The organism is Sphingomonas folli (genome assembly GCF_019429525.1).
GTDB classification, from domain to species: Bacteria; Pseudomonadota; Alphaproteobacteria; order Sphingomonadales; family Sphingomonadaceae; genus Sphingomonas; species Sphingomonas folii.
The window spans coordinates 237,877-263,234 of sequence record NZ_JAHXZL010000001.1 but is presented as its reverse complement, the minus strand read 5'-3'; the positions used below and the strand labels follow the sequence as shown (position 1 = coordinate 263,234).

Annotated in this window: 22 protein-coding genes and 1 tRNA gene; 2 read left to right on the top strand and 21 right to left on the bottom strand. The window is 70.8% G+C overall.

What is annotated here, in order from left to right:
• Positions 1 to 32: 32 nt before the first annotated feature.
• The 12 genes from KZ813_RS01185 to KZ813_RS01130 all read right to left on the bottom strand — a co-directional run bounded on the left by KZ813_RS01185 (position 33) and on the right by KZ813_RS01130 (position 9,355).
• A complete protein-coding gene (locus KZ813_RS01185) occupies positions 33 to 845 on the bottom strand; it encodes an inositol monophosphatase family protein (protein WP_219753151.1) in 813 nt (270 codons plus the stop codon).
• 119 nt (positions 846 to 964) lie between these two features.
• Positions 965 to 1,528: an elongation factor P gene (efp, locus tag KZ813_RS01180; RefSeq protein ID WP_219753150.1), complete on the bottom strand. Its 564-nt coding sequence runs from the start codon at positions 1,526 to 1,528 to the stop codon at positions 965 to 967.
• A 68-nt stretch (positions 1,529 to 1,596) separates the two neighbouring features.
• Positions 1,597 to 2,193, bottom strand: a complete 597-nt coding sequence (locus KZ813_RS01175; protein ID WP_219753149.1) for a M23 family metallopeptidase — start codon at positions 2,191 to 2,193, stop codon at positions 1,597 to 1,599.
• Positions 2,194 to 2,200: 7 nt separating this feature from the next.
• Positions 2,201 to 3,205 (bottom strand): L,D-transpeptidase family protein, encoded by a 1,005-nt coding sequence (locus KZ813_RS01170; protein WP_373369232.1) that lies wholly within the window; start codon positions 3,203 to 3,205, stop codon positions 2,201 to 2,203.
• A 33-nt stretch (positions 3,206 to 3,238) separates the two neighbouring features.
• Complete coding sequence (gene thiE / locus KZ813_RS01165) at positions 3,239 to 3,928, bottom strand: thiamine phosphate synthase (protein WP_219753148.1); 690 nt, start codon at positions 3,926 to 3,928, stop codon at positions 3,239 to 3,241.
• 206 nt (positions 3,929 to 4,134) lie between these two features.
• On the bottom strand, positions 4,135 to 5,043 hold the full coding sequence (locus KZ813_RS01160; protein WP_219753147.1) for a class I fructose-bisphosphate aldolase: 909 nt from the start codon (positions 5,041 to 5,043) through the stop codon (positions 4,135 to 4,137).
• Positions 5,044 to 5,066: 23 nt separating this feature from the next.
• Positions 5,067 to 5,444 carry a type II toxin-antitoxin system PemK/MazF family toxin gene (locus KZ813_RS01155; protein ID WP_308461754.1) on the bottom strand — a complete coding sequence of 126 codons (378 nt, stop codon included), beginning with the start codon at positions 5,442 to 5,444 and terminating at the stop codon, positions 5,067 to 5,069.
• Positions 5,435 to 5,671, bottom strand: a complete 237-nt coding sequence (locus KZ813_RS01150) for a ribbon-helix-helix protein, CopG family (RefSeq protein WP_219753146.1) — start codon at positions 5,669 to 5,671, stop codon at positions 5,435 to 5,437. Before KZ813_RS01150 ends, KZ813_RS01155 begins: the two co-directional genes overlap by 10 nt.
• Before the next feature lie 396 nt (positions 5,672 to 6,067).
• The gene (locus KZ813_RS01145; protein ID WP_219753145.1) at positions 6,068 to 6,472 is read right to left on the bottom strand and encodes a hypothetical protein; all 405 of its coding nucleotides are present in this window, start codon (positions 6,470 to 6,472) and stop codon (positions 6,068 to 6,070) included.
• Positions 6,473 to 6,479: 7 nt separating this feature from the next.
• Entirely contained in the window at positions 6,480 to 8,399 is a 1,920-nt protein-coding gene (gene dxs, locus KZ813_RS01140; protein WP_219753144.1) for a 1-deoxy-D-xylulose-5-phosphate synthase, read from the bottom strand.
• Between the two features lie 52 nt (positions 8,400 to 8,451).
• Positions 8,452 to 8,919, bottom strand: a complete 468-nt coding sequence (locus KZ813_RS01135) for a Fur family transcriptional regulator (protein ID WP_219753143.1) — start codon at positions 8,917 to 8,919, stop codon at positions 8,452 to 8,454.
• Positions 8,920 to 8,965: 46 nt separating this feature from the next.
• On the bottom strand, positions 8,966 to 9,355 hold the full coding sequence (locus tag KZ813_RS01130; RefSeq protein ID WP_219753142.1) for a MerC domain-containing protein: 390 nt from the start codon (positions 9,353 to 9,355) through the stop codon (positions 8,966 to 8,968).
• Between the two features lie 111 nt (positions 9,356 to 9,466).
• Here KZ813_RS01130 and recJ point away from each other — a divergent pair, with 111 nt between their 5' ends.
• Both recJ and KZ813_RS01120 read left to right on the top strand, forming a co-directional pair.
• Positions 9,467 to 11,212, top strand: a complete 1,746-nt coding sequence (gene recJ / locus KZ813_RS01125) for a single-stranded-DNA-specific exonuclease RecJ (protein ID WP_219753141.1) — start codon at positions 9,467 to 9,469, stop codon at positions 11,210 to 11,212.
• Positions 11,213 to 11,284: 72 nt separating this feature from the next.
• A tRNA-Glu gene (locus tag KZ813_RS01120) sits at positions 11,285 to 11,359 on the top strand.
• Between the two features lie 167 nt (positions 11,360 to 11,526).
• Here the strand turns inward: KZ813_RS01120 and KZ813_RS19995 are convergent.
• The 9 genes from KZ813_RS19995 to paoA form a co-directional block, all read right to left on the bottom strand.
• Entirely contained in the window at positions 11,527 to 12,507 is a 981-nt protein-coding gene (locus tag KZ813_RS19995) for an SGNH/GDSL hydrolase family protein (RefSeq protein WP_258046299.1), read from the bottom strand.
• Positions 12,508 to 12,582: 75 nt separating this feature from the next.
• A complete protein-coding gene (locus KZ813_RS01110) occupies positions 12,583 to 14,334 on the bottom strand; it encodes a chloride channel protein (RefSeq protein WP_219753140.1) in 1,752 nt (583 codons plus the stop codon).
• 86 nt (positions 14,335 to 14,420) lie between these two features.
• Entirely contained in the window at positions 14,421 to 15,926 is a 1,506-nt protein-coding gene (locus KZ813_RS01105) for a tryptophan halogenase family protein (RefSeq protein ID WP_219753139.1), read from the bottom strand.
• Complete coding sequence (locus tag KZ813_RS01100; protein ID WP_219753387.1) at positions 15,923 to 16,936, bottom strand: cupin-like domain-containing protein; 1,014 nt, start codon at positions 16,934 to 16,936, stop codon at positions 15,923 to 15,925. The genes KZ813_RS01105 and KZ813_RS01100 overlap by 4 nt, the downstream gene beginning before the upstream one ends.
• 8 nt (positions 16,937 to 16,944) lie before the next feature.
• Positions 16,945 to 17,655 carry a SapC family protein gene (locus tag KZ813_RS01095; protein ID WP_219753138.1) on the bottom strand — a complete coding sequence of 237 codons (711 nt, stop codon included), beginning with the start codon at positions 17,653 to 17,655 and terminating at the stop codon, positions 16,945 to 16,947.
• 275 nt (positions 17,656 to 17,930) lie between these two features.
• Complete coding sequence (locus tag KZ813_RS01090; RefSeq protein WP_219753137.1) at positions 17,931 to 21,128, bottom strand: TonB-dependent receptor; 3,198 nt, start codon at positions 21,126 to 21,128, stop codon at positions 17,931 to 17,933.
• A gap of 331 nt (positions 21,129 to 21,459) precedes the next feature.
• A complete protein-coding gene (gene paoC, locus KZ813_RS01085; RefSeq protein WP_219753136.1) occupies positions 21,460 to 23,679 on the bottom strand; it encodes an aldehyde oxidoreductase molybdenum-binding subunit PaoC in 2,220 nt (739 codons plus the stop codon).
• Positions 23,680 to 23,684: 5 nt separating this feature from the next.
• Positions 23,685 to 24,653 (bottom strand): FAD binding domain-containing protein, encoded by a 969-nt coding sequence (locus KZ813_RS01080; RefSeq protein ID WP_219753135.1) that lies wholly within the window; start codon positions 24,651 to 24,653, stop codon positions 23,685 to 23,687.
• Positions 24,650 to 25,285 (bottom strand): aldehyde dehydrogenase iron-sulfur subunit PaoA, encoded by a 636-nt coding sequence (paoA, locus tag KZ813_RS01075; protein WP_219753134.1) that lies wholly within the window; start codon positions 25,283 to 25,285, stop codon positions 24,650 to 24,652. Before paoA ends, KZ813_RS01080 begins: the two co-directional genes overlap by 4 nt.
• Between the last annotated feature and the right edge of the window lie 73 nt (positions 25,286 to 25,358).

The following is a 25,358-nucleotide window of genomic DNA, read 5'->3' as shown; positions in this document are numbered from 1 at the left end:
TCGGGAGGGCTCAGCCCCCCGCCCGGGAGGACTCAGCGCAGCGCCTGCGCCACCATCTTGTGGAGCTTGGTATGGAGCCCGTCGTTGGCGGCGAGGAACTCGTTGCGCTCGATCGGCTTGTCGCCGCCGCGGAAGTCGGTGACATAGCCGCCCGCCTCCTTCACCAGCAGCATGCCGGCGGCGACGTCCCACAGCTTCAGGTCGCTCTCCCAGTAAGCGTCGAAGCGCCCGGCGGCGACCCAGGCGAGGTCGAGCGCCGCGGCGCCGAGCCGGCGGATACCAGCGACCTGCGGCGCCACCGCGCCGAAGATCCGCGTCCACTGCACGAAGTCGCCGTGACCCATGAAGGGGATGCCGGTCGCGACCAGCGCCTCGGACGGGTCACGCCGCGACGACACGCGCAGCCGCTGGTCCTGCAGCCAGGCGCCGCGGCCCTTCTCGGCCCAGAAGCTCTCGTCGGTGAGCGGCTGGTAGACCAGGGCGGTGGTGATCTCGCGCTTGCCGTTGGCGAGCGGCTCCTCGACCGCGATCGAGATGCAGAAATGCGGCACGCCGTGGAGGAAGTTGCTGGTGCCGTCGAGCGGGTCGATGATGAAGCGCGGCTTGCTCGGGTCGCCCTCGATCGTGCCGCCCTCCTCCATCACGAAGCCCCAGTCGGGGCGCGCCTTGGAGAGCTCGTCGTACAGCGTCCGCTCGGCGCGCTGATCGGCCTGGCTCACGAAATCGGCGGGGCCCTTGCGGCTCACCTGGAGGTGCTGGACCTCGTTGAAGTCGCGACGCAGCCGCGGCGCGGCCTTGCGGGCGGCGCGCTCGATGACCGTGAACAGGCCGGAATGGGATGGCATTCGATCATTCTCCTCCCCCTGCACCGGGAAGAGCGCCGGCCCGGAGGAACAAAGGGCGGTGGGAAGTGGGGCCGCCCCGCGCCCCGGCCCGCTCCCGTCGAGAGCGGGGACGTCGCGCCTCAGTCGGCGCGGCGGACGTAGGTCTGCTCGTAGACGTCGACGACGATGCGCGTGCCGCTGCTGATGTGCGGCGGCACCATCACGCGCACGCCATTGTCGAGGATCGCGGGCTTGTAGCTCGACGAGGCGGTCTGCCCCTTCACCACCGCGTCGGCCTCGACGATCGTCGCCTCGATCGTGTCGGGCAGCTGCACGCTGATCGGCTCCTCGTCGTGGAGCTCCATCACCACGTCCATCCCGTCCTGCAGGAAGGCGGCAGCGTCGCCGAGCAGGTCGCGCGGCAGCGTCACCTGATCGTAGGTGTCCTTGTCCATGAAGACGAGGCCCTCGCCCTCGGCGAACAGGAACTGGAAGTCCTTGGTGTCGAGGCGGACGCGCTCCACCGTCTCGGCCGAGCGGAAGCGGACGTTGTTCTTGCGGCCGTCGCGCAGGTTCTTGAGCTCGACCTGCATGTACGCCCCGCCCTTGCCGGGCTGGGTGTGCTGGATCTTGACCGCGCGCCAGATGCCGCCTTCGTACTCGATGATGTTGCCGGGACGAATGTCCACGCCGCTGATCTTCATGGGGCCGTGCCTATGTCAACAGAACTGGGGCACCGCCGCTGGTCAGCGGGGCGCCGGGTGGCGCGGCTCTAGCGGCTGGCGGGGCTGACGGCAAGGTAAGGATAGGGATCGAGCGGCTCGCCCTGCCACCAGCGCGCCCCCGCGGGCATCCGGCTGAGCCCGAAATGCAGGTGGTAATTGCCCGGCCCGGCGTCGCCGGTGTCGCCGACATAGGCGATCACCTGCCCCGCGCGCACCGCCTGCCCCTCGGCGAGCCCGGGCGCGTAGCCCGAGAGATGCGCGTAGTAGAACTCCCACGCCCCGTCGGCGGCGCGCTGGTAGAGCGTGGTGCCGCCGAGCCCGCTCTCGTACAGCTTCTCGACGCGACCGTCCGCCGCGGCGAGCACCGGCGTGCCGGCCGGCGCCATGATGTCGATCCCCTGGTGCCCGCGCGTGCCGCCGCCGCGCGCCTCCCCCCAGGAGGAGCGCAGCGCGGCGCGCTCGACGCCCGCGACCGGGACCAGCAGCTTGCCCGGCACCGGCGCGACCGGAGTGGGAGCGGCGGTGGACGAGGCGGAGACCGCGGGAGCCCCGCCCCGCCCCGGTCGATGCGGCTCGAGCAGCGAGATGAAGCCCGCGACCGCGACGACGATCAGCGCCAATATGCCCCAGCCCAGCCTCGTCACGCGCGCCTCACGCCTGGAACACCGCCTTGGCGCCGTTGGAGAGCATCAGCGTCAGCCGCGCGACGTCCCAATTGGCCATGCGGATGCAGCCGTGGCTCTCGCTCCGCCCGATCGTCGACGGCTCGGGCGTGCCGTGGATGCCGTAATGGTCCTTGGACAGATCGATCCACACCACGCCGACCGGCCCGTTCGGCCCCGGCGGCAGCATCGTCTTCTTGTCGTTCTTCTTGGCGTCCCAGAACAGCGCCGGGTTGTAGTGGAACTTCGGGTTGTAATCCTTGCCCTTGATCGTCCAGGTGCCGAGCGGCAACGGGTCGTGCTCGCTCCCCGTCGTGACCGGGAATTGCGCCACCAGCTTGCCCGCCTTGTCGAGCACGCGCAGCGACCCCTCGGACTTGTCGACGACGATGCTCTCACCCTTGGGCGAGGCGCCGTCGACGTTGAGCATCGTCAGCGTCTGGCGCCATTCCGGCGAGACGTCGGCGGGATAAGCGCGCGAGCTGGGCAGCGCGTTGGGGAAGGTCACCGTCGCGCCCTGCGCGATCCGCGTCGCGGGCGAGTTGAGCGCCATCAGCACCGCGGGCGTGGTGTGGAACATCTCGGCCAGCTTCTCCATCGGCGAGCGGTAACCGAGGGTCGGCAGCTCGGCCTGCTTATCATAGCCGTGCGGGATCGCGCCGAGGAACGGACCGCGCACCATATCGGCGGTCAGCCTGATCGTGACGGTCGGCCGCGCCGCGCGATAGGGGTAGAGCGCGCGCATCGTCGCGGCGTCGGGCTTGCCCGTCTCTGGGAGGCCGCGGCTCTCCTGGAAGCCGCGCAGCGCGAGCTGGAGCGACTGGCCGCCGCGCCCGTCGAGAATGCCGGGCGCGAAGCCGAGATGGTCGAGGATCACCTGGACGTGGAGGATGTCGCGGTCGAGCGGCGGCGGTGCGGCGGGCGCCTGTGCCACGGCAGCGGCGGGGGCCAGGACCGCGGCCGCGGTCAGAAGGAAGTTGAGACGCATCGACATCACCTCTCACGAACGTGTGAGGGGCGTAACGACTCAGCCGCGCCCGGGCTCCAGCACCGCGGCGAAGGCGCGCACCGCCGCCGCCTCGTCACCGCCCCACACCGCGCCCGACGCCGCGATGAAGTCCGCGCCCGCGGCGACCAGCGGCGCGGCATTGGCGGGCGTGATCCCGCCGATCGCCACCGCGGGCAGCTCGAACACCGCCGACCACCACGACAGGATCACCGGCTCGGCGCGATGCTTCACCTCCTTGGTGGAGGTGGGATAGAAGCTGCCGAACGCGACATAGTCGGCGCCCGCCTCGCCCGCCTCCATCGCGAGATGGCGGCTGTCGTGGCAGGTGACGCCGATCTGGACCGAGGGGCCGAGGGTGGCGCGCGCCTCGCGCGCGTCGCCGTCCTCCTGCCCGAGGTGGACGCCGTCGGCGCCGAGCCGCTTGGCGAGGCTCACGCTGTCGTTGACGATGAAGGCGACGTCGCGCTGCGCGCAGATCTTCTGGAGCGGCTCGGCCAGCCGCGCCGCCTGATGCTGGTCCACGTCCTTGACGCGGAACTGGAACGCCGCGACCGGCGCGGCGTCGAGCGCGCGCGCGAGCCGATCGGGGAAGGCGCCCGCCACGTCGAGCGGCGAGATCAGGTAGAGCTGGCACGGCGGCCGGCGATCGTCGCGCTTGAAGTTCACGGCGAAATCGGGGTCGAGCGGGCCGAGCGGGTCGTCTGTCATGGGCGTGCGACTAGCGGGTCGGGAGCGCGGGGGGAAGCGGGGGCGGTTCTGGTGTCAGCCCCTCGCCAGCCGTGCCCCGGCCGAGGCCGGAGCCCAGTCGGGCGACGATCGGCAGGATCCACCGCAGCCTTCCCACCTGGGCCCCGGCCTGCGCCGGGGCACGGTGACGAACGTACCGCGATCTCACCGGCGAGCGCCCCCCTCCCTCACCCCTCGCCGCGATAGATCGCGACCAGCTTCTCCAGCATGGCCAGCGCCTCGCCGCGCTCGCGCTGGAAGGTGTTGCGCCCGATGATCGAGCCGTTGCCGCCGCCCGCGAGGATATCGCGCGCGTCCTGGTAGACCGCGTCGATCCCCTTGGCCGCGCCGCCCGAGAACACCACGATCCGCCGCCCCGCGAAGCTCGACTGGACGACGTGGCGGACGCGATCGGCCTGGTTCGACCAGTCGGTGCCCTCATAGGCCTTCTGCGCCTCGGGCTGCTCGATGTGCGCGGTCGGCAGCTTGACCTTGATGATGTGCGCGCCGAGCAGCGCCGCCATGTGGGCCGCATAGGCGCCGACGTCGAGCGCCAGCTCGCCGTCCTTGCTCAGCTTGCCGCCGCGCGGGTAGCTCCAGATCACCGTCGCCAGCCCCGCCGCGGCGGCCTCCTCGCGCAGCCCGCGGATCTGCTCCATCGACTCGAAGATGTCGTCCGAGCCGGGATAGATGGTGAAGCCGATCGCGGCGCAGCCGAGCCGCAGCGCGTCCTCGACGCTGCCGGTCTGCGCCTGCGCGGCGCGGGTGGCCCAGCTGTTGGAGCTGTTGAGCTTGAGGATGGTCGGGATCTGCCCCGCGAACGTGTCCGCGCCCGCCTCGAGCGATCCGAGCGGCGCGGCATAGGCCGACAGGCCGGCGTCGATCGCGAGCTGGTAGTGATAGTGCGGGTCGTACGCCGGCGGGTTGACCGCGAAGCTGCGCGCCGGCCCGTGCTCGAAGCCCTGATCGACCGGCAGGATGATCAGCTTGCCCGTGCCGCCCAGCTTGCCGTGCATGAGGATGCGCGCGAGATTGGCTTTGATCGCCGGGCTGGTGGCCTCGTATTTGTCGAGGATGGACTTCACGATCGGGGTCATATTCCGTCCCTATCCAGTTGTATCTAAAGAGCTAACCAGCGACGCAGCGCCTGATCGACCTGCTCCATGCGGGTCGCCGAGGCATGGCCGATCACCTTGACGATGCGATGACGCCGCACCGAGGTGATGCGATCCACCTGCACCTCGCACTCGACCGTCAGGCCGGTGTGCTCCTGCGGCGAGATGGCGACGCGGAACAGCGACTCGCCGCCGACCACCGCGGTCAGCGGGCACAGGGTGACGGTGGCATGGGTCTCGTTGAAGAGGTCGGCCTGGACCACGACGCCGACGCGCGGGGCACCCGCGGCGTCGTCCGGCGCGGCGAGCTCGACGATCGCGCCGTGCGTGATCGTCGGCGCGGCGTCGGTCGCCGCCGGGGCCTCGGCCAACGTCACCGCCACGCCGAATCCTCCGCCTCGATCGTCTCCCAGAAGGCATAATCCTGTCTCGTGTCGCGCTTCGACGCACGCAGCGACTGGCGCCGCGCCTCGCGCCGGAACGCCTCGTCGTGCAGCTCGACGTAGCGACGGACCGCCTCGCGCGCGATGTCGCTCTTGCTACGCCCCTGCGTGCGCGCGACCGCGGCGAGCCGCTCCTCGAGTTCCGTGTCGAGCCTGACGCCGAGCACTTCGTCCTCCGTTTAACGCGTTAAACGATAGGGTGGTGGGGCGGGGTTGGCAAGCCTCGTCTTTCCTACATCGGTGAGGACGTGCGACGATCGCGCCGCTCTTTCTCACCGTGGATATAGCGAACGCCGGCGCCGGCCCGCGACGAATGTTGAGTCATGCTGCGTCAGCGACTCAACTTTCTCAACATTCGCGTCGCGCGGGAAGCGGAATGCGTGAAGGTGCAACGGGTTGCGGAAGGTGGTTCGAGAGCGGAACGCGCCAGCCGGATCCTCCCGGCACAGGGAGGGACCGCTCGCGCAGCGAGTGATGGAGGGGGCTCTCCACCAGGCGCGGCTCTTGCGAAAGCCCCCCTCCACCAGCCTGCGGCTGGTCCCCCTCCCGGTGCCGGGGAGGATCTAGGACTGCCTCACCCTCGCTCCGAGATACCGCACCAGCGCCGCGACGTCGGGGAGGTCCGCGACGAGCAGCGCCTTCCGCTCCGCCTCCAGCGCCAGCCCCAGCCGCGCCGCCGCGTCGAGCGCGACGTCCTCGACCTCGCCGCGGTCGAGCTTGAGGAAGCGGCGCAGCGTGTCCTCCGGCCGCGGCACCACGCCGGGACCGTAATGCGGCGCCAGTGCCGCGCGCACCGAGGGAGCGACGCGCGGGTCGAGTTCGGCGAAACAGTCGTCGAAGTCCGCCGCGGTCCAGGCCGCACGCGCCGCCACCGCCCCGCGCACGCGCCGCACCATCAGCCAATTGGCCCAGAGCAAGCCGATCGCGTACAGCGCGGTGAGCGCGCCGACCTTCTCCCAGCCGGTCACGCCCGCGTCAGGCGCGCGCGATCGCGCCCGCCTCGTTGTAGCGCAGCGCGGTCAGCACCGTGCGCACGATCGCGTCGGCGTCGAGCCCGGCCTCGGCATATTGCACGTCGGGCTTGTCCTGGTCCTGGAACAGGTCGGGCAGCCGCATCGTGCGGATGCGCAGGCCCGCGTCGGTCAGCCCCTCGTCCGAGGCGAGCGTCAGCACGTGCGCGCCCAGGCCGCCGACCGCGCCCTCCTCGATCGTCACCGCCACCTCGTGCGTGGTGAGCAGGCGGCGGATCAGCGCCTCGTCGAGCGGCTTGGCGAAGCGCAGGTCGGCCACCGTGGTCGATAGCCCCTTGGCGTCGAGCGCCTCGGCCGCCTTGATCGCCTCCGCCAGCCGCGTGCCGAGCGACAGGATCGCCACCTTCTTGCCCTCGCGCACGATCCGGCCCTTGCCGATCTCGAGCGCCTTCGGCTCGGCGGGCAGCGCCACGCCGGTGCCGTTGCCGCGCGGGTAGCGCACCGCGATCGGGCTCGAGTCATGCTCGACGCAGGTCTGCACCATATGCGCCAGCTCGGCCTCGTCCGCCGCCGCCATCACCACCATGTTGGGCAGAGTGGCGAGATAGGTGACGTCGAAGCTGCCCGCGTGGGTGGCGCCGTCGGCGCCGACCAGCCCGGCGCGGTCGATCGCGAAGCGCACCGGCAGGTTCTGGATCGCGACGTCGTGCACCACCTGGTCGTAGGCGCGCTGCAGGAAGGTCGAGTAGATCGCGCAGAACGGCCGCATCCCCTGCGCCGCCAGCCCGGCGGCGAAGGTCACCGCGTGCTGCTCGGCGATGCCGACGTCGAAGAAGCGCTCGGGGTGCGCGTTGGCGAACAGGTCGAGACCGGTACCCGAGGGCATCGCCGCGGTGATCGCGCAGATCCGCTGGTCCTTGTCCGCCGCGGCGCTCAGCACCTGGCCGAAGACGTTCTGATAGGCCGGCGGCCCCGGCGGCGCCTTGGCCTGGGTGCCGGTGATCACGTCGAACTTCTGGACGCCGTGATACTTGTCCGCGGCCTTCTCGGCGGGGGCGTAACCCTTGCCCTTCTTGGTGACGACATGGACCAGGATCGGCCCCTCCTCCGCGTCGCGCACGTTCTCGAGCACGGGGATGAGATGGTCGAGATTGTGGCCGTCGATCGGGCCGACGTAGTAGAAGCCGAGCTCCTCGAAGAGCGTGCCGCCCATCGTCATGCCGCGGGCATATTCGTCGGTCTTGCGCAGCGAGGTGTGGAACGGCCGCGGCAGCCGCCGCGCGACTCGCTTCATCAGCTCGCGCACGCCGAGGAACTCGCGGCTGGATACCATGCGCGAGAGATAGGCGGAGAGCCCGCCGACCGGGGGAGCGATCGACATGTCGTTGTCGTTGAGGACCACGATCAGGCGGTTGCCCGCCGCCTCGGCGTTGTTCATCGCCTCATAGGCCATGCCGGCGGACATCGCGCCGTCGCCGATCACCGCGATCGCCTTGCCCGGCGCGCCACTCAGCTTGTTGGCAGTGGCGAAGCCGAGCGCGGCCGAGATCGAGGTCGAGCTGTGCGCCGCCCCGAACGGGTCATACTCGCTCTCGCTGCGCTTGGTGAAGCCCGAGAGGCCCCCGCCCTGCCGCAGCGTGCGGATGCGGTCGCGCCGCCCGGTCAGGATCTTGTGCGGATAGCATTGGTGGCCGACGTCCCAGATCAGCCGGTCGCGCGGCGTGTCGAAGACGTAGTGGATCGCCACGGTCAGCTCGACCACGCCCAGGCCTGAGCCGAGATGGCCGCCGGTGTGGCCGACGGCGGAGATCGTCTCCTGGCGCAACTCGTCGGCGAGCTGGCGGAGCTGGTCGGGCTTCAGGGTGCGGAGCGCGTCGGGCGTCTCGACCGTGTCGAGCAGCGGGGTGTCGGGGGCATCAGCCATCTAACCGGAATAGCTGAGCCACATCAGGCTGTCGATTACCGGTTTTGGTGGTTCAGTGCGTGGCGGCGGCACAGTCGCGGCAGCGTCCGCGCAGCTCGATCACCGGCCGCTCGGCGGCGAACCCCGACGCCGCCGCCGCCTCGCGCAGTCCGCGGGTGAGCGAGTCGTCGTCGAGGTGCGTGGTGGTGCCGCAGCCGTCGCACACCAGGAAGATGCAGTCGTGACGGCAGCCCGGGTGCGCGTTGACCACATAGGCGTTGGCGCTCTCCACCCGCTGGGCGAGGTTGGCGCCGACGAACAGGTCGAGGATGCGATAGACGCTGTTGGCGGCGATGCGCCGCCCCTGCGTCCGCGACACCGCCTCGGCGATGTCATAGGCCGAGGCGGGTTTGGCGAAGCCGCTCAGCGCCGCGTAGACGCTCTCGCGCATCGCGGTCCACTGCTCGCCCGATCGCTCGAGCGTGTGGCGCGCGGCGGCCAGCAGGTCCGCGCCCTCGGGTTCGTCGTGACGATGCGCCATGGTCGATCCAAACTAGGCGGGGCAAGCCCGCGCAGCAAGCGCCGGCTCAGCCGCGCGCGCGGCGGTTGACGGTATGTCCCACCGCCAGCAGCAGCACCCCCGCGATCGTGAGCAGCGACTCGATCAGGTGCGAGTCGCCGTGCGGCGCCACGATCGCCGCCGCCATCAGCACCAATCCGCCGCCGCCGAGCACGACCGGCAGCAGCCGCCGGTGCGTCAGCACGCCGCGCCCGAAAGCGAGCAGCCCCAGCCCGAGCGCGAGCAGCAACCCCACCTCGTGGATCAGCGGACTGCCCAGCAGTCCACCGGCGGTCGACAGCAGCGCCACCGCCGCCGTGGTGGCGAGGCAGTGGACGACGCACGCCGCCGACAGCCAGATCGCCCAACGGTCGATCCGACCGGGGCGCTCGCTGCGAGGGACAGGCGACGACGACATGCCGCGCCAAATAGGTGATGCGGCGCGATGTTACAATGTCTCATCCGTTTATTTTCTCGGCGGGGTCGCCGCACGTGACTTGTCCGTCCGCGATGCGATAGGAGAGGTGGGATGCGTCACGTCCTCGATGTCGAGCGCTCGATCCTCGGCCAGCCCTGGCGCTGGCGAGCGCTGGCGGCAGACCAGCGCGAGCGGTTCGTGCCCGACGATCTCCTCACCCAATTGCTCCTCGCGCGCGGCTGCCCGCGCGAGGCGCTCGAGGCGCACAAGGCGCCGTCGATCCGCGGCTTCATGCCCGACCCGTCGATCTTCCGCGATATGGACGCCGCCGCCGAGCGGCTCGCCGACGCGGTGGTGACGGGCGAGCAGGTCGCGGTGTTCGGCGACTATGACGTCGACGGTGCCACCTCCTCCGCGCTGCTGGCGCGGCTGCTCGGCGAGCTCGGCCGCGCGCCGCGGGTCTACATCCCCGACCGGCTGATCGAGGGCTATGGCCCGAGCGTGGCGGCGATGGAGCGGCTCGCGGTCGAGGGCGCGACGCTGATCGTCACGGTCGACTGCGGCGCGCAGGCGTTCGAGGCCCTCGCCGCGGCGCGCGCCGAGGTCATCGTGGTCGACCACCATCAGTGCACCACCGAGCTGCCGCGCGCGCTCGCGGTGGTGAACCCCAACCGCCGCGACGAGACCGACGGCGCCGCGCACGGCCATCTCGCCGCGGTCGGGGTCGCCTTCCTGCTCGGCGCGGCGCTGCTGCGCGTGCTGCGCGCGCGCGGCCATTTCGTCGCGCGACCCGAGCCGAGGTTGATCGAGCTGCTCGACCTCGTCGCGCTCGGCACCGTCGCGGACGTGGCGCAGCTGCGCGGGCTCAACCGCGCCTTCGTCGCGCAGGGTCTCAAGGTGATGGCGCAGCGCCGCAACATCGGCCTCGCCGCGCTCGCCGACGCGGCGCGGCTGACGCGCGCGCCGACCGCGACCGACCTGGGCTACGCGCTGGGCCCGCGGATCAACGCGGGCGGCCGCGTCGGCCGCGCCGACCTGGGCGTCCGGCTGCTCACCACCAGCGATCCCGTCGAGGCGGGCGCGCTCGCCGCCGAGCTCGACCGGCTCAACGAGGAGCGCCGCGCGATCGAGGCGATGGTGCAGGAAGCCGCCGAGGCGCTGCTCCACCAGGATCGCGCGGTCGGCGTCGTCGCCGGCAGCGGGTGGCACCCCGGCGTGATCGGGATCGTCGCAGGGCGACTGAAGGAGAAGACCGGCCGCCCCGCGATCGTCATCGCGCTCGACGAGGCGGGCGTGGGCAAGGGATCGGGCCGATCGATCTCCGGCGTCGACCTCGGCGCGGCAGTCCTCGCGGCGCGCGAGCAGGGGCTGCTGATCGCGGGGGGCGGGCACGCCATGGCGGCGGGACTGACGATCGCCGCCGAGCAGGTGCCCGCCTTCGCCGACTGGATCGAGGCCAGGCTGGCCGAGACGGTCGCGCTGGCGCAGGCCGGACGCGCGCTGCTGGTCGATTCGGTGCTGGCGCCGGGCGGCGTGACCGCGGCCCTGGTCGAGGCGCTCGAGGCGGGCGGGCCGTACGGCAGCGGCTGGCCGGCGCCGCGCGTCGCGGTGGGGCCGGTGCGGACGATCAGGGTCGACGTCGTCGGGAGCGGGCACGTCCGCGCCATCGTCGCGGGCGACGACGGGCGCAGCCTCAAGACGATGGCGTTCCGCGCCGCCGACACCGCGCTCGGCCAGGCGCTGCTCGCCGCCGGGCCGTCGCGCCGGCTGTGGCTCGCCGGTCGCGCGCGGATCGACGAGTGGAGCGGCCGCGGTACCGCCGAGCTCCACCTCGACGACGCCGCCTGGGCGGTGTGAGCGACGCCCGGTGAGGCGGCGAACCGGCTTGACCGTCCGCCGCTTTGCCCGTAACCGACCAGCCGCCCTCGCGGCCCCTTCGTCTAGTGGTTAGGACGCGGCCCTTTCACGGCTGAAACACGGGTTCGAGCCCCGTAGGGGTCACCAGCCTGCGCTCGGTGGCGAGAAGCAGGTCGCTGGGACGCGTCCACGACGCGGTGGGGAAACGGTCATCGCCGGCGCCCACTCGGTCGAGCGCGACGAGATCGCGGTCTGACACGGGCGGCAGCGAGGTTGGCGCATACCTACCCGTCGCCGCGCCGGTCTCGCCTGCGTCACACCATCGCGGCCACGCGCCGGCGTCGCAGCGACGTGCCGACCAGCGCGAAGCCCAGGATCATCATCGCCCAGGTGGCCGGCTCGGGCACCGCGGGCAGACCGAGGCCGAGCTGGCGGTTCAGGTCGTCGTACAGCGCGCGATGGATCGCCGCGGTCGGGTGGATACCGTCGAGCGAGAAATAGCCGGTGCAGTCGGGCAGCGCCCCCGCGCCCTGGCAGGTCGTCGCGGCGTCGCTCGGATCGGGCAGGATCAGCGGGGGCAGACCGAACGCCGACGGATCAGCCTGCACCCGCCCGAAGAAGCCGAGGTAGCTGAACTGCGTCACCCTCACCCCGTCGGCGACGGAGAGCCCGGCGAGATCGGTCGTGAGATATTTCTCCGCCTCGATCGAGAGGTCGAGCGGCAAGCCCGCGGTGGCCACCGGGAAGCCGGTGACGAGGATGTTGCGCGCGCCGAGGTCGGCGAGATCCTGCACCGCCGCGGCATATTGCGACGCGGCGTCCAGCAGGAAGGCGGTGTCGCTGGTATAGCCCGCCGGCGCTCCCGGCGCGACCGCTGCGAACACGTCGTTGCCGCCGAAATTGAGGACGTAGAGCCCCGTGGGGTCGACCGTCTTACCGCTCGCGAGCGCGGCCCCGTACGCGGCGACCTGCGCGCGCGCGTCGGGCACCCCGCTGGTGTCGCTCGCGCGCGCGCCGCCGAAGGCATAGTTGCTGCCGCCCAGCAGCGAGGCGCGCGTGGGCGTGCCGTACATCGCGATGCTGAGCAGGTCGGTATAGTCGTAGCCGTTAGTGAAACGGCCATTGGCATATCCCAGCGCGGGATCGGCGCCGAGCCCGAGCGCGCGGATATTGCCCGCGTCGACGAGGCTGTCGCCGAACACCGTGAGCGACGAGTAAGGCGCGGTCTGCGCCGTCGCGGGCGATGCCGCCATCAACAACAGCGCGCAGCACGCGCGCGCGACCCGGCCTATCATCCTGTCCTCCCCATCCTCTTGTGACGAGGAGGCTAGCGACCCGGCACCGCCACGACAACGCCCCCAGATGGGGGGTCAGGCCTCGCCGAACAGCTCGCGCTGGCTCTTCTCCAGTTCCTCGCCGTAGCGCCGCCGCACGTGCGCCTCGGTGAGCAGGCCGAGCACCCGCCCCGCCTCGTCGACCACCGCCAGCTCCTCGCGCTGCGCCGCGTCGAACCGCGCCATCACCGCGCGGATGTCCATCTCGGGGCGCAACATCTCGCCGCGCCCCTGCGCCAGCGCGAGCACCGGCGTGTCGTCCCGCACCGTCCCGTCATGCGCCGCGACGGGATCGACGATCCCGGCGTAGCGGTCGCTCTCGTCGAGCACGACCACGCGCTTGGTCGAGCCGAGCGGGAAGCGGCGGCGGAACTCGGCGGCGCCGGTGCTGCCAGCGACCATGTTGGGCTGACGCCGCATCATGCGGCCCGCCGTCAGCGCCTTGACCCAGCCGACGTCGCGCGCGCTGCGGATCGTCTCGCCGCGCAGGTGGAGCCGCCAGGTCGAGAAGGAATAGCCGAAGAACTGTCGCACGATCGTCGACGACACCAGGCTCGCCGCCAACACCGCGCCCGTCAGGCTGAAATTGCCCGTCGCCTCGAGGACCAGCATCGTCATCGTGAAAGGCGCGCCGATCACCGCCACGGCCAGCGCCGCCATGCCGACCATCGCGGCGTTGCCCGGGTTGAGGATCGACTCCCCCGCCGCCCAGCCGAGCGCGCCGGCGTAGAGATGCCCCACCAACGTGCCGAGGAACAGCGAGGCGAAGAACAGCCCGCCGCGGAAGCCGAGGCCGAGCGACACGATCGACGCGAGCGACTTCGTCAGCAGGATCGTCGCGACGAAGGCGAGCGGCACCGCGGCGGTGATGTCGAGGTGGAGCGCGCTATGCCCGGCGGAGAGCACCTGCGGCGACACCGCGGCCAACCCCGCCAGCAGCGCGCCGCCGAGGATCGGCCGGCTCCAGCCTGGCAGACGCGCGCGAGTCTGCGCCTCGACCACGCCGACCGAGCGCATGATCGCGATGCCGATCAGGGCGCAGAGCACCCCGAGGACGCCGTAGACGAGATAGCCGAAGGTGTGGATCGCCGGCCCGCGCTCCACCGCGACGATATAGGGCACGGTGCCGAGCCGCTGCGCCACCTGCGATCCCGCCAGCGCGGCGGCGACCACGGGCGCGATCGCGGCCGGCGTATAGGCGCCGATCACCACCTCGAAGGCGTAGAAGGCGCCCGCCAGCGGCGCGCCGAACGCCGCGGCGATGGCGGCACCGGCGCCCGCGCCCACCAGCGTGCGCACGTCGATCCGGCGCAGCGCCAGCCAACGGCCGGTCGCCGAGGCGATCAGCCCCCCGAGCTGTGCGTAGGCGGCCTCCAGCCCGACCGAGGCGCCGAAGCCGTTGGACAGGATCGTCTGGCCCGAGACGATGGCGCTGTCGCGCGCGGAGAGCTGCCCGCCGTGGAGTGCGTTCGCCTCGACCGCGTCGACCAGCGAGCGCCGCCGCGCGCCCACCAGCCGGTTGAACAGCACGAGCGCGACGCCGCCGAGCGGCAGCACCAGCAGCTGCCGCCAGTCGAGCGCGGGCGCGCCGCTCAGACGCAGCTCGTCGGGCAGATGGTAGAGGAGATGCTGCAGCGCCCGCGCCAGCGCGCCCTGCACCACCGTGAGCAGCCCCGCGCCCATGCCGATCACGATCGCGACCAGCACGAACAGCAGCTCGATCGAGCGCACGCGCGCGCCGAGCCGGCGCGACCAGGCGGGCCAGCGGCGCAGCGCGCGGGGGATCACGCGCGATCGAGGGCGAGGCGGGACATGGCGCCGCTGTGCCCGCCCGCGGCCGCGCTGTCACCTGCCCGTGCTCGCACGTGGCACGATCAGCGCGCCCCCGCGCCGCGCGCGCTCACCGTCGTGGCCGGTGCCACGAGCCGATCGAGATATTGTTGATGCGGCGGCAGCGCGGACACCTGCCGCGCGACGTCGCGGCCGAGATCGGCGAGCGTGGTGGCCAGCCGCCCCGGCGGCATCATGCGCGCCACGCGATTGTGCGATTCGGGCATCAGCCGCTGGCCGAGCAGCACCTGCACCCACGACGTGACCGTGAACAGCTCGTCGCTCGCCTGGAACGCCTGCGCGCCCTCGCGGAACAGCGCGATGCGCGCCGCGAGGCTGTCGGGCAGCGGCATGTCGCGGAGGCGTCGCCAGAACGGCTCGTCGCGCTGGTTGACGTGATAGTGAAGGATGATGAAGTCGCGCACGCCCTCGATCTCGCGCCGCGCCATGTCGTTGAAGCGTGCCGCCAGCGCCTCGGTCACCCCGTCATAGGGGAAGAGCTGGAGCAGCCGGGTCAGCGCGATCATGATCAGGTGGATGCTGGTCGACTCGAGCGGCTCGACGAAGCCGCCCGCCAGGCTCAGCGCGACGCAGTTGCGCTCCCAGGCGCGCTCGCGCCGGCCGGTGCGGAAGCGGATCAGCCGGGGCTCGATCAGCACCTCGCCTTCGACCGTGTCGAGCAGGCGCGCGCGCGCCGCGTCGTCGGAGAGATAGGCGCCGCTGTAGACGATGCCGTTGCCGACGCGATGTTGCAGCGGGATACGCCACTGCCAGCCGGCGTCGTGCGCGATCGCGCGCGTGTACGGCACCGCGGGACCGGTCGCGGCGGTCTGCACCGCGATCGCGCGGTCGGTCGGCAGCCACTCGGTCCAGTCCTCGTAGCCGACGCCGAGCGTCTCACCGATCAGCAGCGCGCGGAAGCCCGTGCAGTCGAGGAAGAGATCTCCCTCGACCCGCCGCCCGTCGGCCATCACCAGCGCGGCGATGTCGCCCGCGGCGTCGCGCTCGGCGCGCTCGATCCGCCCCTCGAGGCGGACCAGGCCGTCGCTCTCGCAGCGCTCGCGCAGGTAGCGTGCGTAGCGCGCGGCGTCGAAGTGAAAGGCGTAGTTGAGCGCGGCCGCGGGGGGTCCCGCGAACCGCCCGGCGCGCGCCGCCTCATGCTCGACGCAATAAGCGCCGATCTCCCCGGCGACGCCCTGCGCGCGGGCCTCGAGCCAGAAATGGTGGAAGTCCGCCATCCAGGTCGACCGGCCCAGCGTGCCGAACGAGTGGAGGTAACGCTCGTCAGGTCGCGACCAGCCCTCGAACGAGATCCCGAGCTTGTAGCTGGCGCCGGTGGCGCGGACGAATTCCTGCTCGTCGATGCCGATCAGCTGGTGGAAGGCGCGCACCGTGGGGATCGTCGACTCGCCGACGCCGACGGTACCGATCTCCTCGGACTCGACGAGCGTCACCTCGACCAGCGCGCCGAGCTGGCGCGTCAGGATCGCGGCGGCGAGCCAGCCCGCGGTGCCGCCCCCCGCGACGACGACGCGGCGCACCGGCCTCACCGGTTGAGCTTCCGCAGCAGCTCGGCGCGCAACCGCCGTGCGCCGAGATCGTCGAGCGGTGCCAGCGCGCCGCGCGCGTGCGCGGGCAGATGCGCCGCCGGCCGCTCGGCATCACCGAAGACATAATAGTCGAACATCGCGCGCCACGCTTCCTTCTCGCCCGCCGGGCGGTCGCGCAGGCTGAGCAGCGCGTGGAGCAGGGTGTTCATCGGCGTGTCCATGAAGGCGGGCGCCTGGTTCCACCAGTAGTTGACGAGCACGTTGAGCTCGCCCAGCGCCTCGACCTGGTGCCACCACAGCGCGGGGTAGACCACCGCGTCGCCCGGCTCGAGTTCGGCCACCTGCGCCGCCGCGACCGCCTCGGCGAAGCGCGGGTAGCGGTCGAGATCTGGGGCGCGGAAGTCGACCATCGAGACCACCTGCCCGCCGGGCGTCGGCGCGAGCGGACCGGGGTAGAGGTTGGCCACCTGGTCGGGCGGGAACAGCGTGAAGCGCCGTCGCCCGGCGCCGACCACCGCGACGTTGTTCGACATGTCGTGGTGCGCCACCGCGGTGGTGCGGTTGCCGATCCAGATGCTCCGCAGCGCGCGGTCGAACCCCGCCTCGGGCAGCGGGTTGGCGTCGGCGAGGCCGGGGAAGAACAGGTCGAGGTCGGTCGAGCCGACGTAGAAGGACTCGGCATCGTCGCGCCCGAGCGCGGCGAGCAGGCGCGCGAGATAATCGTCGAGGCGCACGCGCTCGCCCTCGAAATCGAGCCGGGTCACCTCCGCGTCGTAGAAATAGCGCCCGCCCAACTCGGCGCGCGCGGTATAGCCCACCACGGGATGGCCGTTGTAGAAGTCGAGCAGATAGTCGGCGAGCGCGCGCGGCCCCTCGCGCCCCGCCGCGACCAGCGGCCAGTCCCCGACGAGCCCGCGCACCACCACCGGCTCGCCCGCCGCGACTAGCGCGGCGAGGTCGCGCGCCGCCGGGTCGCTCGCCGCGATCTCCCGCGCGCGGCGGTGCGTGATCGGCGCGGTCACACCCCCGCCCGCTTCTTGTTCTTCAGCTCGATCAGGCGCGACACGTTCGCCAGCGACGCCGCCGCCATCGTGGCGAGCCGCAGCAGCCCGGCGCGATGGAGCCGCACCACCTCCGCGTCGGGCAGCGCGGCGAGCGCCTCCTCGTCGACCGCGAGCACGCCGGGCACGTTGTAACCGCCCTCGTCGCCGAGATCGATCTCGAGCACCACCTCGCGCAGCAGCCCCGCCGCGGCGAGCTGGGCGTTCGTCGCGCGCGCCTGCTGCGAGCCCTCGTAGATCACGCGCAGCGCCGCTGCGACGTGCTGCAGGTAGGGCGCGTCGCCGCCGTGCGGCAGGAAGAGCGGGAGACCGCCGTCGTCGCCGACGCGCGGGTCATCGAGGTCGACGTGGACCATCGGCTCGGCATCGCTGGCACCGGCCGCCACCCCGATCGAGAAGGGGCCGCGGCGCTGCACCGCGGGGACGTAGCGGCTGGTCCAGCCCTGCTCGCCCAGGAAAAGATTCTCGTCGGGGTCGAGCCCCAGTAGCACGATGGCGTCGATCGAGTCACCGTCACGGCGGAACAGGATCGGGAAGTCGCGCTGCGCCTGCTCGAACTCGGCGGGGAAGATCGGCAGCTGATTGGCGCGGTCGCCATGATCGGCGCCGACGCGCGGCGCCACCCGCAGCTCGGCATGATCGACGTTGTTGAGCAGGACTCGGTTCATGCGACTCTCTCGACGCGGCGGCGCCGCCCTCTCCCCGGGCGTTGTGCACCAGAGCCATGCGGCACGGAAGCGGCGTTTTGGTCCACCGCGCTGACCCGGAGAACAGCCGTCATCCCGAACTCGTGTCGGGATCCACCGTGCCTCGACGTCGAAGGCTGACGCGCTCGCGGGACGGTGGATCCTGAAACGGGTTCGGGATGACGATGGTGAAGGAGAGACCCTCGTTCCTGGAGCGACGAAGGGGACCGCCTCCGGGCGATCCCCTCCCCTCGCGCTCAGAACTTGTAGCGAGCGCCCAGCAGGAAGCGGGGCTTCAGCTCCTGCGCCAACACGAGGTTGCGCTCGGTGCGGCCATAGGTCTTCACGCTCTCGCTCGTGAGATTGATCCCCTCCAGCGTGACCGCGATCGTGTCGTTCACGTCGTAGCTGATGTTGACGTCGAGCGTGCCGAACGGCGCGACGAACAGCGGGTTGCGGTTGCCGCCCTGGTTCGTAGCGGCGAGGTATTTATCGCGCCAATTATAGGCAATGCGCGCCGAGATACCATTCTTGTCATAGATCGCGGTGGCGTTGGCGCTGTTGCCCAGACCGGTGAGCGCGAAGATGTTGACCGTCGGGTCGGCGTAGGGGTCGACGTTCACGTCGCCGCTCACCTTGGTGAACGAGCCCGCGAAGCCGAAGCCCGTGTTGCCGAAGAAGTTGGTCCAGGCCAGCTCGAAGCCGTGGATCTTGCCCTCGCGATTGTTGATCGGCTGCGAGACCGAGAAGTTGAACAGCGGATCGTTGGCGTCGGACGAGATATCGATCTGCGACAGCACCTGGTCGACGAAGGTCTGCTGCAATCCGCGGCCGGCAACGTAGTTGGCGTTGAACTGCGAGGTCGCCGCCGCCTGGTTGCCGCCGTTCTGCACGAGCAGCGCGGTATAGGTGAACAGGTTGACGTCGCTCAGGTCATAACCGCTGGAGCGGAGGAACGCCGCCGCGGTGCCCGAGCGCGAACCCGCCGCGCCCGAGCTGGGATCGCGCAGACCGAAGAGGTTCTGGTTGATCACGCCCGTGCCGAGGAAGTTGGCGACGCGCTTGTCGAAGAAACCGATCGAGACGAAGCTCGACGGCTTGTAATACCATTCCAGCGACAGGTCGAAGTTGTCCGACAGCAGCGGCAGCAGGTTGGCGTTGCCGGTGCTACCGGTCGGGATGCCGCCGAGCAGCGTCGGGCGGCCCGGCGCACCCGCCGAGGCGGTGGCGAACAGATTGCCATAGTCGGGCCGCGCCAGCGTGCGGCTGAACGAGACGCGCGCCTTCACGTTGGTGATCGGCTCGATGCTGAAGTCGACCGCGGGCAGCAGGTTCTCATATTTGCCGCGCTGGCGGATCGCGGTGAACACGCCGCTGGCGTCGCCGCGGAAGTCGTTGTCCGCGGTCCAGACGATGTTGTTGTACGTCTGCACCGCGTCCGAGACGACGCGGGTCTGCTCGTAGCGCGCGCCGATCACGAGGTTGGCGGGACGGTTGGCGACCTCGCCGTTCCAGGTGAACTGACCGAAGACCGCCCAGATCTTCTCCTGCACGGTATCGTCCGCCGGCGCCGACGGTGCCGGCGGCTGGCCCAGGCCCGTATAATAGGGGCTCAGCACGTTGTAGAGGTCGATCGCGTTGCCGCGGAAGGCGATCAGCGACGATCCTTCCGACGCAGGATTGAAGTGGTCGAACTTGCAGGTCAGGCAATATTGCTGGACCAACTCGGGCGCCAGCTGCTGGATGATGCCCGGGTTCTGCAGGCCCCAGTCGCCCAGCGTCTGCTGGGTCTGGGTCTGGGTCGAGTGCATCTTCGAGTCGGTGTACGAACCGCCCGCGTCGAAGCGGCTGCCGCCGCCGAGGTCCCAGCCCAGCCGCGCCTGGATCTGGTCGATCCGCTGCGTCTGGCGCGAGATGATAGTCCGCGCCGGCGCGGCGCCCAGGTCGCCGATGTCGAGCACGCCGTTGCAATTGCCCTTGGGCGCGTCGGTCGGGGTGGCGCGATAGCAGTCGTTGATGATCTGCGCCTGCTGCGGGAAGCCGGTGCTGAAGTCGAGCGAGTGACCCGCGATCACCGGCGCGCCGAGCGCGACGGTGGTGGCCGTGGTCCCGTTGGGATTGTCGGGCGACGAGCGCGACTCCGAGTGGTGGCCGTCGAGCGTCAGCGTGAAGTTCGGGGCGAAATCCCACTTGGCGTTGAGGCCGACCGAGGCGAGACGCGCCTTGGTCGCGGCCTGCTGCTGCTCGAAGCCCTCGTCCTTCGGGCTGGTCGGCAGATAGTCGCGCAGGAAGATCGCGGTCGCCATGTTCGGATTGTCGTCGAAGCGGACTTCGCTGAAGGGGCGGTTGAACCAGTTGGTCTGCTCGCTGCGCTGCTCGCGCAGTCGGTTCTGCGCGAACAGGCTATCGACGGTGAACTCGAGCGTGTCGGTCGGGCGGAATTGCAGCACGCCCTGGAAGTTGATGCGCTCGCGCCGGTTCTCGGAGAACTGGTAGCGGCTGTCGTTGGGCACCAGCACGTAGGGCGCGGTCGGGCGGTTGCCGTCCAGCACCGTGGTCGAGTTGATGAACGTGCCGGGGTTGAAGAAATCGGCGGTGGGGATGACGTTCCAATAGTTCGGGTTGGACTGTGCCGAGGCCGAGTAACGCAGCTGGTAGCTGCCGAACACCGCGGCGCCGAAGGTGCCCTCCTCGTTCTTATAGTTGAGCAGGCCCGAGACCTCGGGCGTGACACGGTGCTTGTCGCCGACCGCCTTCTCCACCGAGGTATCGTACAGTGCCTTGGCGCCGATCGAGCCGGTCACGCCGGTCTCGCGCGAGTCGAGCGGCTTGCGCGTGTTGATGTTGATCGTCGCACCGATGCCACCGGTGGGAACCGAGGCGCGACCGGTCTTGTAGACCTCCAGCCCGCTGACACCTTCCGAGGCGATGTTCTGGAAGTCGAACGAGCGACCGGCGCCGCGCGCGAACAGGTTGCCGCCGCTGGTGTCGATGTTGGTCGCGGGCAGCTGACGGCCGTTGATGGTGACGAGGTTGAAGCCGCCCGAGAAGCCGCGGACCGAGACCTGCGAACCCTCGCCGTTGACGCGGTTGATCGACACGCCGGTGATGCGCTGCAGTGACTCGGCGAGGTTGGTGTCGGGGAACTTGCCGATGTCCTCGGCCGAGATCGCGTCGACGACGCCCGGCGAGTCGCGCTTGATCGCGATGGCGCGATCGAGGCTGGCGCGGACGCCGGTGACGACGATGTCGTCGACCGCGCCATTCTCCTGATCGGCGACCGAGCCCGAGCGCGCGGTATCGCTGTCGACCGCCTGGCCGCCGCCGGGCTGGGCGTTGGTCGCCGCCGGCTCGCCGCCGGTGGTCTGCGCCAGCGCGGGTGCGGCGGCGATCGCCAGCGCCCCAAGCGACGTGGACAGAGCAAGCTTCGACAGCACGTTAAGACGCTTCATCATCCCCCCCCTACAGCGCTGCTGCGGGACCTCCCGCAGGCACGACCGGCGCCCCTGTGGAGTCACCAGATGTGATAACGCTATCAAGTTGAATGCCGCTGTCAACTGAACTGACGGTATAATCTCAGCGCGGATTGATCGGACAAAAGTGCCCCGCCAAACCTATTTAACTTTCTAATTTCTTTATTGTTGTGCACCGTTGCCGGCGATTTTCATCATGCGGCGACGTAACGTCGAGCACTTACAGCCATTTGTGATGGGCGCGCGACGAGCCAGACGCACGAACGCGCCCGCTCTCTCGAGCGAGCGCGTCGCGGTCCAGGGGCCGTGCGGCTCAGACGAGTGCGGGTAGTCCCGACAGATGTTTGTCGAGTGTGACCGGATAGTCACGCACGCGCACGCCGGTGGCGTTGTAGATCGCGTTCGCCACCGCCGCGCCGACCCCGCACAGGCCGAGCTCGCCGACCCCTTTGGCCTTCATCGGGTTGGCCTTGTCGTCGGCCTCGTCGAGGAACACGACGTCCTGGTGCGGGATATCGGCGTGGACCGGCACCTCGTAGGTCGCGAGGTCGTGATTGATGAACAGGCCGAAGCGCGTGTCGACCGCCAGCTCCTCCATCAGCGCCGAGCCGACCCCCATCGTCATCGCCCCGATCACCTGGCTGCGCGCCGACTTCGGATTGATGATCCGACCCGCCGCGCACACCGCCAGCATACGCCGCAGCCGCGCCGCGCCGGTGTACGCGTCGACGCCCACCTCGACGAAATGCGCACCGAAGGTGGAGAGCTGCCACGTCTTGTCGAGCCCGCCATATTCGATCTTGTCCTCGCCCGTCAGCTCGCCCTGCGCCGCCGCCGCGGTAAGCGGCACCGTACGGTTGCCCGACACCACCTTGCCGCCGGAGAAGCGCGCATCGGCCGAGTTGACGCCGACGCGCTGCGCCACCGCCTCGCGCAGCTTGACGCACGCGGCATAGACCCCCGCGGTGGCGTTGGCCGCGCCGAACTGCCCGCCCGAGCCGGCCGACACGGGGAAAGCGGAATCCCCGAGCTTCACGGTCACCTGCTCCATCGGCACGCCCATCATCTCGGCCGCGGTCTGGGCGATGATCGTGTAGCTGCCGGTTCCGATGTCGGTCATGTCGGTCTCGACCGTCACGCGCCCGTCGCGCCCAAGCCGCACACGCGCGCCCGAGGGATAATTGATGTGGTTGCGGAACGCCGAGGCCACGCCCATGCCGACCAGCCAGCGCCCGTCGCGCGCCTGCGCCGGCGTCGCGCTGCGCCGGGACCAGCCGAAGCGCTGCGCCCCCTCGCGCAGGCAGCGCACCAGCTGCCGCTCGGAGAAGCGACGCTCGGGCTTCTCGGGATCGACCATCGTGTCGTTGCGAATCCGGAACTCGATCGGGTCGAGCTTGAGCTGCTCGGCCATCTCGTCGATCGCGATCTCGAGCGCCATCATTCCCGGCGCCTCGCCCGGCGCGCGCATGGCGTTGCCCTCGGGCAGGTCGAGCACCGCCAGCCGCATCGCGGTGAGCCGGTTCTTGCCGGCGTACAACAGCTTGGTCTGGTTGACCGCGGTCTCGGGACCGCCGCCGGGCTGATCGCCCGAGCCGCTCTCATGCGCGATCGCGGTGATCGTGCCGTCGGGCGTCGCGCCGATGCGGATGCGCTGGCGCGTCGCCGGCCGGTGGGTGGCGTTGTTGGCCATCTGCGGCCGGGTGAGCGCGACCTTGACCGGACGTCCCGCCGCCCGCGCGCCGAGCGCCGCCAGCACCGCGTCGGCGCGCAGGAACAGCTTCCCGCCGAAGCCGCCACCGACATAGGGTGAGATCAGGCGCACCTTCTCCTTGGGCATGCCCAAGGTGGTGGCGAGATCGCCGCGGCCCCAGTCGATCATCTGGTTGGAGGTCCACACCGTCAGCGAGTCGCCCTCCCACGTCGCCAGCGACGCGAAGGGCTCCATCATGGCGTGGCTGTGGTCGGGGGTGATGTAATGCTGGTCGAGCTTGACCGGCGCGGCGGCGAAAGCCTGCTCGAACTGGCCGGTGCGATCGACCGGCGGGGCGCCGCTGCCCTCGGCGCTGTCGCCACCCGTGAGCGGCGCGGTCTTGAGCGCGGTGTCGAGGTCGAAACGGCCGGCGGTGCGCGCATAATCCACGCGCACCAGCGCGGCGGCGGCGCGCGCCTGCTCGAACGTCTCCGCCACGACCAGCGCGATCGCCTGATGGTAATGGTCTACCTCGGGGCCACCGAACAGCTTGACCGTGTTGTACTTGCCCTTGCCGAGCTTGCCCGCGTCGGCGGCGGTGACCACCGCGATCACGCCCGGGGCGGCCTTGGCGGCGGCGGTGTCGAGCGCGCGGATGCGCCCCTTGGCCACCGCCGCGCCGACGACGTAGCCATAGGCCTGGTTCGCGGCGACGTCATGGTGCTCATAGGCGTAGGGTGCTGTGCCGCTGGTCTTGAGCGGACCGTCGATGCGGTCGTGCGCGCGGCCGACCACCGCCATGGTGTCGATCGGATTGGTGCCGGCCGGTGTGTCGAACTTCATGGCCCTTAGCCCCTCTTCTGCGCGGGAGTGCCCGCCTGGGCGAGCACCGCGGCGAGCGCGCGTGTCGCCAGCGGCAGCTTGAACGCATTGTCCTTGGTCGGCGTCGCGCCCTGGAAGGCGCGCGCGGTCACCGCGGCGGCACCCTGCGGCAGCAGCGCCTCGGCCGCCTCGACGCGCCACGGCTTGGGCGCGACGCCGCCGAACGCCACCCGCCCGCTGCCGTCGCGCTGGATCACCGCCGCGACTGACACCAGGGCATAAGCGTAGGATGCGCGGTCGCGTACCTTCTCGTAGAAATGCTCGCCGCCGAGCGGCCTGGGCAGCACCACCGCGGTGATCAGCTCGCCCGGGCGCAGCGTCGTATCCTGCTCCGGATGGTCGCCCCATAGCCGGTGGAAGTCGGCGATCGGGATGCTGCGGCGCTGGCCGCCCGCGTCGACCGTCTCCACCACCGCGTCGAGCACGCGCATCGCCACCGCCATGTCGCCGGGGAAGGTGGCGATGCACGACGGGCTCACCCCGATCACGCCGAGCTGGCGCGAATAGCCGCCGATGGCGGCGCATCCGGAGCCAGGCTTGCGCTTGTTGCACGCCATGTTGGTGTCGTAGAAATAGGGGCAGCGCGTGCGCTGGAGCAGATTGCCCGCGGTCGAGGCCTTGTTGCGCAGCTGGCCCGAGGCGCCCGCGAGGATCGCGCGGCTGAGCACCCCGTAGTCGCGCCGCACGCGCGCGTCGGCGGCGAGGTCGGTGTTGGTCACCAGCGCGCCGATGCACAAGCCACCCTCGCTGGTCTTCTCGATCGTGTCGAAGCCGAGGTCCTGCACGTCGACGAGGTGCGTCGGCGTCTCGATCTCCAGCTTCATCAGGTCGAGCAGGTTGGTGCCGCCCGCCAGCAACTTGGCGCCGGGCCGCTGCGCCACCGCGCGCGCCGCGGCGACCGCATCGGTGGCGCGCTCGTAGGTGAAGCTCCTCATGCGCGCTCTCCCGCCACGTCGGCCACCGCCTCGGCGATGTTCGAATAGGCGCCGCAGCGGCAGATGTTGCCGCTCATCCGCTCGCGCAGTTCCATGTTGCTGAAACGCGCCTTGGCGGTGAGGTCGCCCTGGACATGGCTGGGTACGTCGCGCTTGATCTCGTCGAGCACCGCCACCGCCGAGCAGATCTGCCCCGGCGTGCAATAGCCGCACTGATAGCCATCGTGCTTCACGAACGCGGCCTGCATCGGGTGGAGCTTGCCGGGGGTGCCGAGCCCCTCGATCGTGGTGATCTCGTCACCCTCGTGCTGGAGCGCGAGGCTGAGGCACGAGTTGATCCGCCGCCCCTCGACGATGACGGTGCAGGCGCCGCACTGGCCGTGGTCGCAGCCCTTCTTGGTGCCGGTGAGGTGGAGATGCTCGCGCAGCGCGTCGAGCAGGGTGGTGCGGGGGTCGAGCGCCAGCTCGCGCTTCTCGCCGTTGACGGTGAGGCGCACCGGCATGGTCGGCGTCGCGCTCGCTGGCATGCGCTGCAGTGCCGCCTCGGCCGGGGCCGCGGCGGCGACCGCGCTGGCGGCGCTCCCGGCGAGCACCCCGCGGCGCGAGAGCGCGAATCCTGCTGTGTCCGACATCGCCGGTATCCCTCTTCCTGCCCTCCCGGGCGCAGCGTCCAAGTCCCTGTCGACTGGCGATAATCGTAACGCG

Excerpts from the sequence above, each read along its gene's own strand:
- KZ813_RS01185 (WP_219753151.1), bottom strand. The coding sequence starts at position 845 with ATGCCATCCCATTCCGGCCTGTTCACGGTCATCGAGCGCGCCGCCCGC.
- efp (WP_219753150.1), bottom strand. The coding sequence starts at position 1,528 with ATGAAGATCAGCGGCGTGGACATTCGTCCCGGCAACATCATCGAGTAC.
- KZ813_RS01170 (WP_373369232.1), bottom strand. The coding sequence starts at position 3,205 with ATGTCGATGCGTCTCAACTTCCTTCTGACCGCGGCCGCGGTCCTGGCC.
- thiE (WP_219753148.1), bottom strand. The coding sequence starts at position 3,928 with ATGACAGACGACCCGCTCGGCCCGCTCGACCCCGATTTCGCCGTGAAC.
- KZ813_RS01160 (WP_219753147.1), bottom strand. The coding sequence starts at position 5,043 with ATGACCCCGATCGTGAAGTCCATCCTCGACAAATACGAGGCCACCAGC.
- dxs (WP_219753144.1), bottom strand. The coding sequence starts at position 8,399 with ATGGCTGATGCCCCCGACACCCCGCTGCTCGACACGGTCGAGACGCCC.
- KZ813_RS01135 (WP_219753143.1), bottom strand. The coding sequence starts at position 8,919 with ATGGCGCATCGTCACGACGAACCCGAGGGCGCGGACCTGCTGGCCGCC.
- KZ813_RS01130 (WP_219753142.1), bottom strand. The coding sequence starts at position 9,355 with ATGTCGTCGTCGCCTGTCCCTCGCAGCGAGCGCCCCGGTCGGATCGAC.
- recJ (WP_219753141.1), top strand. The coding sequence starts at position 9,467 with ATGCGTCACGTCCTCGATGTCGAGCGCTCGATCCTCGGCCAGCCCTGG.
- KZ813_RS19995 (WP_258046299.1), bottom strand. The coding sequence starts at position 12,507 with ATGATAGGCCGGGTCGCGCGCGCGTGCTGCGCGCTGTTGTTGATGGCG.
- KZ813_RS01095 (WP_219753138.1), bottom strand. The coding sequence starts at position 17,655 with ATGAACCGAGTCCTGCTCAACAACGTCGATCATGCCGAGCTGCGGGTG.
- KZ813_RS01090 (WP_219753137.1), bottom strand. The coding sequence starts at position 21,128 with ATGATGAAGCGTCTTAACGTGCTGTCGAAGCTTGCTCTGTCCACGTCG.
- paoC (WP_219753136.1), bottom strand. The coding sequence starts at position 23,679 with ATGAAGTTCGACACACCGGCCGGCACCAATCCGATCGACACCATGGCG.
- KZ813_RS01080 (WP_219753135.1), bottom strand. The coding sequence starts at position 24,653 with ATGAGGAGCTTCACCTACGAGCGCGCCACCGATGCGGTCGCCGCGGCG.
- paoA (WP_219753134.1), bottom strand. The coding sequence starts at position 25,285 with ATGTCGGACACAGCAGGATTCGCGCTCTCGCGCCGCGGGGTGCTCGCC.